The sequence below is a fragment of the Nocardia sp. NPDC059154 genome (assembly GCF_042755705.1).
In the GTDB taxonomy this organism is placed as follows: Bacteria; Actinomycetota; Actinomycetes; order Mycobacteriales; family Mycobacteriaceae; genus Nocardia.
In genome coordinates, this window is the sequence record NZ_JBHZCS010000129.1 from 1 (window position 1) to 13,934 (window position 13,934).

Annotated in this window: 13 protein-coding genes; 8 read left to right on the forward strand and 5 right to left on the reverse strand. The window is 69.1% G+C overall.

Annotation, left to right across the window (positions count from 1 at the left end):
- The 6 genes from ACFXN1_RS49710 to ACFXN1_RS49735 all read left to right on the forward strand — a co-directional run.
- Positions 1–2,258 (forward strand): alpha/beta fold hydrolase (locus ACFXN1_RS49710; protein ID WP_379464084.1); only part of this gene is annotated, 2,258 nt, incomplete at its 5' end.
- Between the two features lie 65 nt (positions 2,259–2,323).
- On the forward strand, positions 2,324–3,364 hold the full coding sequence (locus ACFXN1_RS49715) for an ATP-binding cassette domain-containing protein (protein ID WP_379441359.1): 1,041 nt from the start codon (positions 2,324–2,326) through the stop codon (positions 3,362–3,364).
- Positions 3,361–4,194, forward strand: coding sequence for an antibiotic transporter (locus tag ACFXN1_RS49720; RefSeq protein WP_379441354.1), 834 nt, complete (start codon positions 3,361–3,363; stop codon positions 4,192–4,194). The genes ACFXN1_RS49715 and ACFXN1_RS49720 overlap by 4 nt, the downstream gene beginning before the upstream one ends.
- A 1-nt stretch (position 4,195) precedes the next feature.
- On the forward strand, positions 4,196–5,017 hold the full coding sequence (locus ACFXN1_RS49725; protein WP_379402446.1) for an ABC transporter permease: 822 nt from the start codon (positions 4,196–4,198) through the stop codon (positions 5,015–5,017).
- 21 nt (positions 5,018–5,038) lie between these two features.
- Complete coding sequence (locus tag ACFXN1_RS49730) at positions 5,039–5,602, forward strand: peroxynitrite isomerase (protein WP_379441355.1); 564 nt, start codon at positions 5,039–5,041, stop codon at positions 5,600–5,602.
- Between the two features lie 224 nt (positions 5,603–5,826).
- Positions 5,827–6,024, forward strand: a complete 198-nt coding sequence (locus ACFXN1_RS49735; RefSeq protein WP_379402444.1) for a hypothetical protein — start codon at positions 5,827–5,829, stop codon at positions 6,022–6,024.
- Between the two features lie 19 nt (positions 6,025–6,043).
- Here ACFXN1_RS49735 and ACFXN1_RS49740 read toward each other — a convergent pair whose 3' ends face one another.
- The 3 genes from ACFXN1_RS49740 to ispG all read right to left on the reverse strand — a co-directional run bounded on the left by ACFXN1_RS49740 (position 6,044) and on the right by ispG (position 10,161).
- Complete coding sequence (locus ACFXN1_RS49740) at positions 6,044–7,843, reverse strand: penicillin-binding transpeptidase domain-containing protein (protein ID WP_379441356.1); 1,800 nt, start codon at positions 7,841–7,843, stop codon at positions 6,044–6,046.
- 87 nt (positions 7,844–7,930) lie between these two features.
- Complete coding sequence (locus tag ACFXN1_RS49745; protein WP_364623910.1) at positions 7,931–8,794, reverse strand: GNAT family N-acetyltransferase; 864 nt, start codon at positions 8,792–8,794, stop codon at positions 7,931–7,933.
- 233 nt (positions 8,795–9,027) lie between these two features.
- Entirely contained in the window at positions 9,028–10,161 is a 1,134-nt protein-coding gene (gene ispG, locus ACFXN1_RS49750) for a flavodoxin-dependent (E)-4-hydroxy-3-methylbut-2-enyl-diphosphate synthase (RefSeq protein ID WP_379402519.1), read from the reverse strand.
- A gap of 256 nt (positions 10,162–10,417) precedes the next feature.
- Here ispG and ACFXN1_RS49755 point away from each other — a divergent pair, with 256 nt between their 5' ends.
- Complete coding sequence (locus tag ACFXN1_RS49755) at positions 10,418–11,092, forward strand: endonuclease V (protein WP_379464086.1); 675 nt, start codon at positions 10,418–10,420, stop codon at positions 11,090–11,092.
- Here the strand turns inward: ACFXN1_RS49755 and ACFXN1_RS49760 are convergent.
- Both ACFXN1_RS49760 and dxr read right to left on the reverse strand, forming a co-directional pair.
- A complete protein-coding gene (locus tag ACFXN1_RS49760) occupies positions 11,067–12,269 on the reverse strand; it encodes a M50 family metallopeptidase (RefSeq protein ID WP_379441358.1) in 1,203 nt (400 codons plus the stop codon). The genes ACFXN1_RS49755 and ACFXN1_RS49760 overlap by 26 nt on opposite strands.
- A 22-nt stretch (positions 12,270–12,291) precedes the next feature.
- A complete protein-coding gene (dxr, locus tag ACFXN1_RS49765; RefSeq protein ID WP_379386583.1) occupies positions 12,292–13,431 on the reverse strand; it encodes a 1-deoxy-D-xylulose-5-phosphate reductoisomerase in 1,140 nt (379 codons plus the stop codon).
- 93 nt (positions 13,432–13,524) lie between these two features.
- On the opposite strand from dxr, the gene ACFXN1_RS49770 reads away from it, so the two are divergent.
- Positions 13,525–13,809, forward strand: a complete 285-nt coding sequence (locus tag ACFXN1_RS49770; RefSeq protein WP_379402439.1) for a DUF2631 domain-containing protein — start codon at positions 13,525–13,527, stop codon at positions 13,807–13,809.
- Positions 13,810–13,934 lie beyond the last annotated feature (125 nt).

Below are 13,934 nucleotides of genomic sequence, written 5' to 3' on the forward strand. Positions count from 1 at the left end.
CGCTCACCCCCATCGTGCGCTGGATGCTCGAACGCGGCGGCGACCACCGCAGATTCGCGCAGACCGCGGTGCTGGAACTGCCGCAGGGCATCGGGCGCGACCAGCTCGTCGCCACCGTCACCGCCGTCGTGGACCACCACGACGCCCTGCGCGCCCAGCTCGCCTACGCGGACGGCGACTGGCGGATGAGCATCCGCGAACCCGGCGCGGTCGATGTCGACACGCTCCTGCATCGCATCGAATTCGACACCGCCGACGCGGTCGAACTGCGCGAATACGCCGTCACCGAACTGGATTCCGCGCTCGGCCGCCTCGACCCGACTACCGGGACCGTCCTGCAGCTGGTGTGGCTGGACCCGGCCCCGGGCAGCCCCGCCGACCGCCGCGGCCGCCTCATCCTGGTCGCCCACCACCTGGTCATCGACGGCGTGTCCTGGCGCATCCTCATTCCGGACCTGATCGCCGCCTGGGCGCAGATCAGCGGGGACACGCCACCGATCCTGCCGGAGACCGGCACCTCCCTGCGCCGCTGGGCGCACGCGCTCGAGGAGGCCGCGCGACGCGAAACCCGCACGGCCGAACTGGATTACTGGCGCGAGGTGGCCGCCACCCCCGACCCGCCGATCGGGCCGCGCGAGCTCGATCCCGCCGTCGACCGGGTGCCGGCCGTCCGCACCGTCGAGATCGAGCTCGACGCGGACGTCACCACCGCCCTGCTCACCACCCTGCCCGCGCTGTTCGACGGCACCGTCGAGGACGCCCTGCTGGCCGCGCTCACGCTGGCCGTCATGCGCTGGCGCATGGAACCCGGCGCGGCGGTGCTGATCCGGCTCGAAGGGCACGGGCGACAGCAGGAAATCGTTCCGGGAGCCGATCTGTCGCGCACCATCGGCTGGTTCACCACCGTGTACCCGGTGCGACTCGCCCTGTCCGACATTCCGATTCGCGACGCCTTCGCCGGCGGACCGGCCATGGGCACGGCCATCCGGGCGGTCAAGCACCAGCTGATGTCCGTGCCGGACAAGGGCATCGGCTACGGCATGCTGCGTTACCTCAACCCCGAGACCGCCGCCGACCTGCCCGACCGGGTGCCCGGCCGCATCGGCTTCAACTACCTCGGCCGCTACGCCACCGCCGACATTCCGGCCGGGCTCGAAGATCTCGGCTGGCTGCCCACCGACGAGTTCGGCGACCTGCACGCCACCGAGCACGCGGACGTGCCCGTCACCGCCGAGATCGAGATCAACGCCGTCGTGGCCGGGGACCGCCTGCAGGCCGCCTTCACCTTCCCCGAAACCCTGCTGCCCCGCCACGAGATCACCATGCTGGCCCACCTGTGGACCGACGCGCTCGCCGCCGCAGCCTATTTCGCCACCTCACCGGCCGCCGAACCCGCCGCCGAGGCCGAACGCCAGCATCTGCGCGACCAGCAGGCCGCGGCCGAACTCGCTGCCATCCAGGCGGATTCGCCGCCGGGACTCGGCCTGGACGTGGTGCTGCCGATCCGGGCCGGCGGCGACGAGCCCGCCCTGTTCTGCATCCATCCGTCCTCCGGCATCGCCTGGACCTACCTCGGCCTCGCCGACACGTTGAACCCCGGCCGTCCCATCTACGGCCTGCAGGCCCCCGACCTGTCCGGCGAACCGCACGCCCGCAGCATCGCCGACTTCGCCGCGCGCTACGTGGCCGAAATTCGCCGACTGCAACCGCGCGGCCCCTATCATCTGCTCGGATGGTCCTTCGGCGGCCTGATCGCCCACGCAATGGCCGCCCAGCTAGAGGCAACCGGAGACGAGGTCGGCACCCTGGCCCTGCTCGACGCGGACAGCACCGATATCGACGGTGACAGCATCGACAAACTCACCGCCGGCTCCTTCGTCGCGGCCTTCGGCTCGGTCTTCGGGATCACCGACATCCCCGCCGACACCAGCGCCGAACAGGCCGCGGCCATGATCCGCGACCGCATGGGCGGCGTCAGCCTGGTCGACGCGCAGACCCTGGAACGCATGGCGGCCTCCTACAACGCCTCCGCCGCCACCCGCACCGGCTACCAGCGGCCCGTATTCCACGGCGACACACTGTATTTCAGCGCCACCGTGCACACCTCCGACATCTTCGGGCCCGCCGGCTGGCGACCCTGGATCACCGGGACCATCAGCAACCACGACATCGACGTCAGCCACGACGAACTCACCGCACCGCACGCGCTCGCGGCCATCGCACGCATTCTCGACGCACACCTGGGAGGGACGCCGTGAACACCGACAGTGGCAAAACCGATACAACAAACGTGGAAACCAAGACCCTCGCACCCCCGAGCAGCGTGCACACCGGCGTCGACGGCGTGGTCGTCGAAGACGTCGAGAAATCCTTCGGCGCGGTCCGGGCGCTGCGCGGCATCACCTTCAAGGCCGCGCCCGGCGAGGTACTCGGCATCCTCGGACCCAATGGCGCGGGCAAGACCACCACGGTCAATATCCTGTCCACCCTCATCGCCCCCGACGGCGGGCGCGCCCTGGTCGCCGGGCACGACGTCGTCACCGACGCCGCCGCGGTCCGCCGATCCATCATGCTGACCGGGCAGTTCGCCGCCCTCGACGACGCCCTGTCCGGGTACGAGAACCTCGTCATGTTCGGCCGCCTCATGGGGCTGCGCAAACGCGCCGCCCGTGCCCGCGCCGACGAACTCGTCGAGGAATTCGACCTGGTGCAGGCCGCCGGACGCCGCGTCGGCACCTACTCCGGCGGCATGCGACGGCGCATCGACATCGCCTGCGGACTCGTGGTGCGGCCCGAGGTGGTCTTCCTCGACGAACCCACCACCGGCCTGGATCCGCGCAGCCGGCAGGGCGTCTGGGACCTGGTCGGCGGATTCCGCAAACACGGCATCACCACCCTGCTGACCACGCAGTACCTCGAAGAGGCCGACGCGCTCTGCGACCGCATCATCGTCATCGACCACGGCCTGGTCATCGCAGACGGCACCGCCGACGAACTCAAGGCCCGCACCGGCGGCAGCTACTGCGAGATCGTGCCGCTGCGCATCGAGGACCTGCCCGCCATCGCCCGCGCCCTCGGCGACCTGCTGCCCGCCGCCAATCGCGAAGCGCTGACCGGGGATTCGGACCGGATCGCCATCCCCGCGCCCGAGGGCGCCAAGACCCTCGCCGAGGCGCTGCGCCGGCTCGACACGGCCGGAATGGAACTCGTCGACATCGCGCTGCGGCGCCCCTCCCTCGACGACGTCTTCCTCGAGCTCACCGGGCACATAGCCAAATCCGAAGAGGCCGAAGACGATTCGCCGTCGGTCCGGTTCCGGACGACGGACGGGCGCTTCAGCGCCGAGGATCGGAACCGGGCATGACCGCCGTCGAGGCCGCACCCGCCGGGTGGCTCACCAACGTCCGCGCCACCCCCGCCACCCTCGCCCAGTGGTGGGTGCTCACGGTGCGGCTCATCGTGCCCTCGGTCAAAACCGGCGAAATCATCACCGCCATCCTGGCACCCGTCACCTTCACCGCCAGCTTCTACATCCCGCTCAACCGCGTGATGTCCTTCGCCGGACTGGGATTCAGCAGTTACGCGCAGTTCATGGCGCCCATCGTCATCCTGCAGGCGTGCGCCTTCACCGCGGTCTCCGCCGCCTTCCGCGCCGCCACCGACGCGGTCTCCGGCCTCGACCGGCGCTTCGACGCCATGCCCATGCACCCGCTCGTCCCCACCGCGGCGCGCATGTCCTCCAATGTGTTCCGGCTGCTCATCGGGCTCGCCTCGGCGGTGGTGAGCACCCACGTGATCGGGTTCCGGTTCGTCGGCGGCACGGTGCACACCCTGGGCTTCCTGGCCCTCGGACTGGCCATCGGCATCGCGTTCTGTCTCGGTGCGGACGCCATCGGCACCGCCACCCACAGCCCCGAGGCCACCACCCAGGTGCTGGTTCTGCCGCCGCTCATCCTCGGCATGCTCTCCACCGGTCTCGCCCCCGCCCACCAATTCCCGCGCTGGGTCCAGTTCTTCGTCCGCAACCAGCCGGTCTCCCAATACGCCGAGGGGCTGCGCGCGTTCGGCGGCGACACCCTCGGCAAGGCCCACCCGGTGACCTGGTCCCTCATGATGCCGCCGCTGCTGTGGCTCGTGGGCAGCACCGCGCTGGCCTGCTACTTCATCGCCCGGCAGAACCTGAAGAGGTCCTGATATGGCCACCCTCGACCACCCCGAACTCGCCGACACCATCGTCTTCGGCGAAGGCTCGGCCCCAGCTCTGCTGCGGCACACCTGGATTCAGACCCAGCGCTTGCTGCTGCGCTGGGTCCGCGACCCGATCACGCTGCTCGAAACCCTCATCGTGCCGTGCCTGCTGCTGCTCATGCTCGACATCGTGGTGGGCTCGCAGATCCAGAAGTTCTCCGGCCACAGCGCCCTCTACGGATCCACCCCCATGGTGACCCTGGTCGGCGCGCTCTCCGGAACCGTGGCCAGCGGCGTCATGCTCGGCCGGGAACGGGAGGCGGGCATCCTGTCCCGCTTCTGGGTGCTGCCGGTGCACCGCGCCTCCGGGCTCGCCGCGCGCATCATCGCCGAAGGCTGCCGCATCTTCGCCGGAACCGTCGTGATCATCTGCTTCGGCGCCGCGCTCGGCTTCCGGTTCCAGCAGGGACCGTTGCAGGCCTTCGCCTTCCTGTGGATACCGGTGCTGTTCGGGCTGGCCTTCGCCACCATGGTCACCGCGATCGCCGTGTTCACCGCCAAGTCCACCCTGGTCGAGGCCGTCGCGCTGCTGTCGTCACTGCTCATGTTCTTCAGCACCGGATTCGTGCCGCTCCCGGCCTACCCCCAGTGGATTCAGCCCGTGGTCCGCGATCAGCCCATGTCGGTCGCCGTCGACACCATGCGTGCGCTGGCCGAGGGCGGACCCGTGGCGGGCCCGCTCATCCGGACCCTCGCCTGGACCGCCGGCCTGATCATCGTGTTCGCCATCCCCTCCGCCTACGGCTACCGCCGGGCCAGCCGCCGCTGAGATCAATACCCCTATCCGGGAATGTCGGCGCCCAGGCGCGGCTACCTCCCGCAGCTACGGGCCGGGCCGACTAAGCTGTCCGCCGTGCTCGAACCCGAATCCACCGTCGCGCCGCACCCCGACATCGCCCACCTGGCCCCGCTGCTGGGCACCTGGCGCGGCCGCGGCCGCGGCGAATACCCGACCATCGAGCCGTTCGAGTATCTGGAGGAAGTGCACTTCGGCCACGTCGGCCGCCCCTTCCTCACCTACCGGCAGCGCACCCGCGCCGCCGACGGCAGCCGGCCCATGCACAGCGAGACCGGATACCTGCGGGCGATCAGCCCCGACCGCATCGAGCTCATCCTGGCCCATCCCACCGGCATCACCGAGATCTGCGAGGGCAGCCTGGTGACCGAGGACGGCGAGCTGCGCCTGGAACTCGACTCCACCTCGATCGGCCTCAGCAGCACCGCGAAATCGGTGACCGCCCTGGGCCGCACCATCACCGTCGCGGGCGACACCCTCGAGTACTCGCTGCGCATGGCCGCAGTCGAGCAACCGCTGACCCATCACCTCGCGGCGACCATGCAGCGGCAAAACTGACAGTGAACTTCGGGTTCCAACCCGGCCCGTAACTTGCCGCATCTCCGTCCAAACGGAATGCGGCAGCACACTTGTGGGGTTGCCTCGGCATAAGTGACCGATTACCGTTTCTTCCATTGGCAAACAGTCAGCCAACCCTTAATGAGCACCGGATCACCACCGTGTTCGCCGCTGGCGGCGAACGTTCGGGTCTCCCAACTCATCCCCAAACAAGGGAGAGGGACATGAAGCGCTCGGCCCTTCTGCTGATCACCACCGCAGGCATGATCCTCGCCGGTGCGGGCGTCACCGAGATCCTCGGCGACGCGTCCAGTGACGGACCACCCGTCCAAGCCCTTGCCGACCAACGCTTCGTGACCGACAACTTCGGCGCGATCCATCCCGTCGCCTGCTCGCGACTCGACACCTACAGCGAGCGCTGACCCTGCCGGGCGGCGGTCCTCAATAGCCCGGAGGCAGGGCCGCGAGCATGTCCCGCGTCACCGCCACCGCATTGTCCGAACTGCCACCGCGCACCAGCAGGGTCGCCCAGGCCAGGTCACCGCGGTAGCCGATGAACCACGAGTGCGAACCGCCGTCCACCTCGGCCTCACCGGTCTTCCCGTAGACCTCGCCCTGATCGACGATGCGCTCGGCCGTACCGCCGAGCACCACCTTGCGCATCATCAACCGCAACCCGTCGATGACCTTCGGCTTCAGCTGCGGCCGATCACCCGACACCTGGGTCGGATGGCCCGCGATCAGATACGGCACGGGCGTCGAACCGTGCGCCACCGTCGCCGCCACCATCGCCATGCCGAACGGGCTGGCCAGCACCTTGCCCTGACCGATGCCGTCCTCGGCGCGCTGCACCGGATCATCGTCGGGCGGCACCGAACCCGACACCGTCGGCAAGCCCGCCACCGTGTAGTCCGGGCCCAGCCCCAGCGCGGCCGCGGCGGTGCGCAGATCCTGGCCACCCAGCTCCGAGGCGAGCTTGGCGAACGAGGTGTTGCAGGAACGCTCATAGGCGGTCGACATGGCCACATTGCCGACGCTGAACAGGTCGTAGTTGGGAATCGTGCGCTCCCCCACCACGATCTGGCTCGGGCACGGCACCACGGTGTCCGGGGTGGCGTGGCCGGCGGTCATGGTCGCGGCCGCGGTCACCGTCTTGAAGGTCGAGCCCGGCGGATAGAGGCCGATCGCCGCCACCGGGCCGTCGGCATCGGCCGCCTCGTTCTGGGCGATGGCCCGCACCGCGCCGGTGGACGGTTGCAGCACCACCATCATGGTCTGCTCGGTGCGGGCATCCACCGCGCTCTGGGCGGCGTTCTGGATGAAGCGGTCGACACTGAGCGAGAACGACGGGGAGGTCTGGGGATCGACCTCCTGCAGTACATCGGTGTCGACGCCATTGGCATTCACGGTCACCACACTCCATCCCGCCTTGCCGTCCACCTCGTCGATGACGGTCTTGCGGACCTCGGTCATGAGGTCGGGCGCGAAGTGGCGGTCGGTGGGGACCAGATCGAATTCCTTGCTGAAGGTGACCCCGGACAGCCCCAGCAGCTGCGAATTCACCTCGCCGAACTCCCATTCCGAGAGCAGCGCCGCGGTGTAGGCGCCGTCGGCCTTGCCGGCCGCGCGCAACAGCGAGTCCGGGGTGAGGCGCGTGTCGAAGCGGTGCAGGGCGTTCGCCAGCGCCGCGGAGACCCTGGTCGGGTCGGAGGATGCCGACGGTTTGAACAGCACCCGGTACAGCGTGCCCGGCACCATCACGTCACTGCCCGAGCGTTCGTTTACCCGCGCCCGGGGCGCGGGCTTCGAACGCAGTTGCAGCGTCTGGGTATTGCCCAGCTGCGGGTGGATGTCGGCGGAGGACCAGCGCACCTGCCACTGCCCGTTGGCGCGGCCCATCTGCAGCTGGCCCTGGTATGTCCAGACGCGGTCCTCGGGCAGATGCCATTCGTAGGTGTAGTCGACGATGGCGGTATCGCCGGTGACGCGGGCGGCGCCGGTGGTGGCCACCAGCTTCTCCGCCTGCAGCTGGTCCCACGCCGAAGCCAGTGCGGCACCGGCCTTTTCGGGCTGGCTGGTGCGGTCGGCCGCCGCCTGCACCTCATGGTCGGCGAAGGCGGAGACGAAGGCCTCGGCCGCCTGCGCGGGGCCCTGCGGACCCGACGAGCAACCGGCCGCGGCGACGGTGACCGGGAGGGCGACCGCGGCGGCGATCAGCGTGGTGAAGACCCGTGTTGACATCGGCTCAGATGCTAGAGCCAACTACCGGCAAACCGGCGCGACACACTGCACCGGAACAGATTTCATGCTCACATCACAGCATGTGGCTCAGTCCAGCAGCACGGTCGCAAAGGTGGCGACCTGACGGAACCCCACCTTGCTGTACGCGCGGCGCGCAATCTTGTTGTAGCAGTTGACATATAGGCTGGCCGTGCGCCCGGAGGAGACCACCACATTGGCCACGGCCGCGGTCCCCGCCGTGCCGTAGCCCTGGCCGCGCTTGTCCGGATGGACCCATACGCCCTGAATTTGTCCGGTGCGTCGCGACAACGCGCCGACTTCCGCCTTGAAGACGACCTCACCGTCCTCGAATCGCGCCCAGGCCCGGCCGGATTCGATGAGCCCCGACACCCGGCGGCGATAACTGCGCCCGCCGTCACCCGTGCGCGGATCGATCCCGATCTCCTCGGTGAACATCGCGACCGCCGCGACCAGATACCGGTCGATCTCCTCGGGCCGCACCCGGCGCACCCGCAAATCCGGCGCAATACTCGCGGGCCGTTCCAGCGCGAGCAGCGGCTGATCCTCGCGCACCTCCCGCGGCGTCCCCCAGTGCTCGGCCAGCAACTCCCACAGCGGCAGGGCCAGCTCGCGCCGCCCCACCACCGACGAGCACAGGCGCGGCCCCTTGATCGCGCGCTCCGCGAAGGCCTTCATATCGTCGCGACCACCGCGCAGCGGAACCAGATTCGCGCCCGAGAAACACAGCGACTCCGCCGGCCCACCCCGGGTCCACAGTTCGCCGTACACCCCGCGCGGGTCCAGCCCGTACTCCTGCAGGCGCGCGGCGACCATACAGGTCGCCACCGGATCGGTGTCGAGCACACGCAAGACCTGCGTCAGATCGCGGTTCGCGAGCTGACGGGTCCCGGACGTCCGGCCCCTGCGAGTCGGCTCCAGCACACTCCGCACGCTCACAGCCTGCCAGAACTTCCCGCCCCGCGCCGCACGATTGTCCCCAACCGCCCACCCATCAGGCAAAAGCCCCAACCCCCAACCCAATCCAACCCCTCGGTACGACATCCGCCCCACACCACTCCGAACGCGGCGGCCGGCACGGGTCCCGGGCCGAGGCGCGAATGACGCACGGCCCGGGCGGCAGCGGCGGTGATGCCGATGCGGACCGGGCCGGGGCTGGGGTGTGGCTAGCCGGCGGTGATGACCGGGGCGCCGGACTCGGTGGTATCGCCCATTTCCTCGGCGAGGCGCATGGCCTCCTCGATGAGGGTCTCGACGATGAGGTGCTCGGGGACGGTCTTGATGACCTCGCCCTTGACGAAGATCTGGCCCTTGCCGTTACCGGAGGCGACGCCGAGGTCGGCCTCGCGGGCCTCACCGGGGCCGTTCACGACGCAGCCCATGACGGCCACGCGGAGGGGGACCTCCATGCCTTCGAGGCCCGCGGTGACCTGGTCGGCGAGGGTGTAGACGTCGACCTGGGCGCGGCCACAGGACGGGCAGGAGACGATCTCCAGCTTGCGGGGGCGCAGGTTGAGGGACTGGAGGATCTGGGTGCCGACCTTGATTTCCTCGGCGGGCGGGGCGGAGAGGGACACACGGATGGTGTCACCGATGCCCTCGCTCAGCAGGGAGCCGAAGGCGACGGCCGACTTGATCGTGCCCTGGAAGGCCGGGCCGGCCTCGGTCACACCCAGGTGCAGCGGGTAGTCGCACTGCGCGGCGAGCTGGCGGTAGGCCTCGACCATGATCACCGGGTCGTTGTGCTTGACCGAGATCTTGATATCGCCGAAGCCGTGCTCCTCGAACAGGCCCGCCTCCCACAGCGCGGACTCGACCAGCGCCTCGGGGGTGGCCTTGCCGTACTTCTCCAGCATCCGCTTGTCCAGGGAGCCGGCATTGACGCCGATGCGGATCGGAATGCCCGCGTCACCGGCCGCCTTGGCGACCTCCTTGACGCGGCCGTCGAACTCCTTGATATTGCCCGGGTTCACGCGCACCGCGGCACAGCCCGCGTCGATGGCGGCGAAGATGTAGCGCGGCTGGAAGTGGATGTCGGCGATCACCGGGATCTGCGACTTGCGGGCGATGGTCGCCAGCGCGTCCGCGTCCTCCTGACGCGGGCAGGCCACGCGCACGATGTCGCAGCCGGACGCGGTCAGCTCAGCGATCTGCTGCAGGGTGGCGTTGACGTCATGGGTCTTGGTGGTGGTCATCGACTGGACCGAGACGGGGAACTCACTCCCCACTCCGACATTGCCCACCATCAGCTGGCGCGTCTTGCGCCGCGGTGCGAGGACGGCCGCCGGTGCGGCCGGCATCCCCAAAGCGATGGCACTGCTCACGATCGGCTGCCTACTTTCGACTAAGTCCTCACCCTTACCGGCTCCGAGCTTACCGAGACTCGAATACCGGTCGCCCTGTGACGGCGGCGACAAGGGTACCCGCGCCGGCTGCAGGACTCGGAATCGGCCCGGGGCCTACGGTTCATATTCGTTGCAATCGACGCGAAGGTTTACGCTCCGAAAAGTGAAGGTAGCGAATCCAGATCCGTGGCCGGCGACACCGGAAGAGGCCGTGGCACTGCAAGATCGGCTGCGCGCGCGGGTGATCGCCGCCAACCCCCGGCCACCGGAATTCCGGACGATTGCGGGCCTTGACTCGGCCTATGACGACAACGGCAATGTGGCCGCCGCCATTGTGGTGCTGGACGCCACCACGCTCGAGACCGTCGAGACCGCCACCGCGCGCGGCAGCACCGATTTCCCGTACGTGCCGGGCCTGCTCGCCTTCCGGGAGCTCCCCACCACCCTGGCCGCCCTCGAAAACCTCACCGTCACACCGGATCTGCTCGTCTGCGATTCCCAGGGCCTGGCCCACCCGCGACGTTTCGGCTTCGCCTGCCACCTCGGCCTCTTGACCGGCGTGCCGACCATCGGGGTCGCCAAGAACGCCTGGGGCGAGTTCGAGGAGCCCGCCCCCGAGCGCGGCGCCTCCACCGTCATCACCATCGACGGCGACCCGGTCGGCCGCGCCCTCCGCACCCGCACCGACGTCAAACCGGTCTTCGTCTCGGTCGGCCACCTGATCGACCTGGAAACGGCCTGCGCACAGGTCCTGGCCCTGACCCCGGAGTACCGTCAGCCCGAAACCACCCGCCGGGCGGATCGGCTCTGCCGCACGCTGCTGCGCGACATCGCGATCGAATCCGCAAGCGCGCCAACGGCTATGGGAACAGTTTCACCGGATTGACGATGTCGGCGACCAGGGTGAGGATCATGTAGGCGCCGCCTATGACGACCACGACGTAGGTTGCGGGGAGCAGCTTCAGGTAGTCGACCGGGGCGCCGTCGGGGAGGCCCTTGCGGTTGCGGAAGAGGTTGCGGAGCTTTTCGTAGATGACCACGGCCATGTGGCCGCCGTCGAGGGGGAGCAGCGGGAGCAGGTTGAAGGCGCCGAGGAAGAAGTTCAGGCTGGCCAGGGTCAGGACGAACATCGACCAGAGGCCGTGCTCGGCGGTCTCGCCGCCGATCTTGGAGGCGCCGTAGACGCTGACGGGGGTCTCCGGGTCGCGGGTGCCGCCGGTGACGGCGTGCCACAGGTCGACGACCTTGGAGGGCATCTGGGCCAGGGATTCGACGGTGCGCACCGCGATCTGGCCGGTGAACGCGCCCGACGCGGGGATGGCGGACAGGATGTTGTGCTGTACCGGCGCGTAATAGTCCTGGCCGACACCGACCTTGGCGACCGTCTTCGGGGTGCCGTTCTTCTCCTGGTAGACCACGGCCATCTGCGGGGTGACCGGAATCTGGAGGGTCTGACCGTCACGCTCGACGGTGTAGGTGAAGGTGCCGGTCTGCTTTTCCGTCTCGGCGCGGAAGTCGTTCCACGTCTTGATCTTGACGCCATTGACCGCGGTCACCCGGTCGCCGCGCTGCAATCCGGCCAGCTGCGCGGGGCCCTCGCCGGTGCAGGGCAGCGCCTTCTGATCCGGGCCCATATTGGCCACACAGCTCATCGCCCCGAGCTGGGTGGCCGGCGGCTGATCGAAACGCGGCAGCCCCCAGCCCACCGCGAGCAGCACGATGAGCAGGTAGCCGATGAGGAAGTTCATCAGGATGCCGCCGGACATCACCAGCAGCCGCTTCCAGGTGGCCTGCCGGTACATGGCCCGGTCGAGGTCCTCGGGTTCGAGCTCGTCGAGGGCGGTCATGCCCGCGATATCGCAGAACCCGCCCAGCGGCAGCGCCTTGAGACCGTATTCGGTCTCGCCGCGCCGCCAGGAGAAGACCTTGGGCCCGAAACCGATGAAGTAGCGCCGCACCTTCATGCCCGTGGCCTGCGCGGTCCACATGTGGCCGCATTCGTGCAGGGCGACCGAGGCCGTGATCCCGAGGGCGAACAGTACGAAGCCGATCGCGTAGACCATCCGGTTCCGAGCCCTCCTGCTGTCAGCCGCGCACGATCGTGCGTGCGGTGTCGCGGGCCCACGTATCGGCCGCGAGCACCTCGTCCAAGCTACCGGGTTCGGCGCTCCAGCGGTCGGCGGACTCCACGACGCGCGCGACGGTGCGCACGATGTCGGGGAATCGGATGAGCCCGTCGAGGAAGGCCTGCACGGCGATCTCGTTGGCGGCGTTGTAGACCGCGGTCACGCAGCCGCCGGCCTTACCAGCCTGCCGGGCCAGCTCGACGGCCGGGAAGACCGTGTTGTCGACTGGCTCGAAAGTCCAGGTGGAGGCGGTGGAGAAGTCGCACGCGGCGGCCGCGCCGGGAACGCGGTCCGGCCAGCCCAGGGCGAGCGCGATGGGCAGCTTCATATCGGGCGGGCTGGCCTGGGCCAGGGTCGAGCCGTCGGTGAAGGTGACCATGGAGTGCACGATGGACTGCGGGTGCACGGTGACGTCGATGCGGTCGTAGTCGATGCCGAACAGCAGGTGCGTCTCGATCAGCTCGAGGCCCTTGTTCACCAGCGACGCCGAGTTCAGCGTGTTCATCGGCCCCATGGACCAGGTCGGATGGGTCTTGGCCTCGGCCGGATTCACCGACTCCAGCATCTCGGTGGTCCAGCCGCGGAAGGGTCCGCCGGAAGCGGTGAGCACCAGCTTGGCGACCTCGCCCGCGCTACCGCCGCGCAGGCACTGGGCCAGCGCCGAATGTTCGGAGTCCACGGGCACGATCTGTCCCGGCTTGGCCGCCCGGGTCACCAGCGAGCCGCCCGCCACCAGAGACTCCTTGTTGGCCAGGGCGAGTCGCCGCCCCGATTCCAGCGTGGCGAGGGTGGGCTCCAGGCCGAGCGAGCCGACCAGCGCGTTGAGCACCACGTCCGCGTCGGTGCGCCGGACCAGCTCGGTCACGGCGTCCGGACCCGACAGCGCCACACCGAGTTTCGCGGCCGCCGCCTGATCGGCCACCGCCACGTTGCCGGTCCCGGTGGCCGCGATCTGCTGTGCCAGCAGGTCCGCATTGCCCCCACGCGCCGCGAGACCCACCACTTCGAAGCGGTCGGGGTTGGCCGCGATCACCTCCAGTGCCTGCGTACCAATCGAACCGGTGCTGCCCAGCAGCAGAACTCTCACAACGTCGGACACGGATCCATTGTCCCCTGCCCCCTGCTCGCTACGACGCTGGGTCGTATGTCACGATATTGGCCAGCAATCGATTCGAGCCGTAAAGGAGCCACAGTGGCCGCCACGGAACTGGAACACGCGCACCCCTCTGAGGTTGTCACCAAGGTCGACACCGCCGAGGTTCCGTCCGCCGCGTGGGGCTGGAGCGGCGAGTCGCGCCGTACCGCTCGCGCCGCCGGGTGGGTCGTCGTCGTGATCCTGCTGGCCATGCTGTTCGAGAACCAGCAGGGCAGCTCCTCGGGCACCGGCAATGTCGGTTACATCTTCCTGGTGCTGTTCGCGGTCGGTCTCGCCTTCGTGCTGATCCGCGACTCCATCGTGTCGCGCCGCCCGCGCTAGTTCGACACGAAATCCCTTGCCCCACGGACATGTCCGTGGGGCATTCGGGTTTTGTCGGCTTCTTCCGGCAGCACCAACGAATTCGGGCCGGATCGCCCCCAAGCGATCCGGCCCGAATTCTGTTG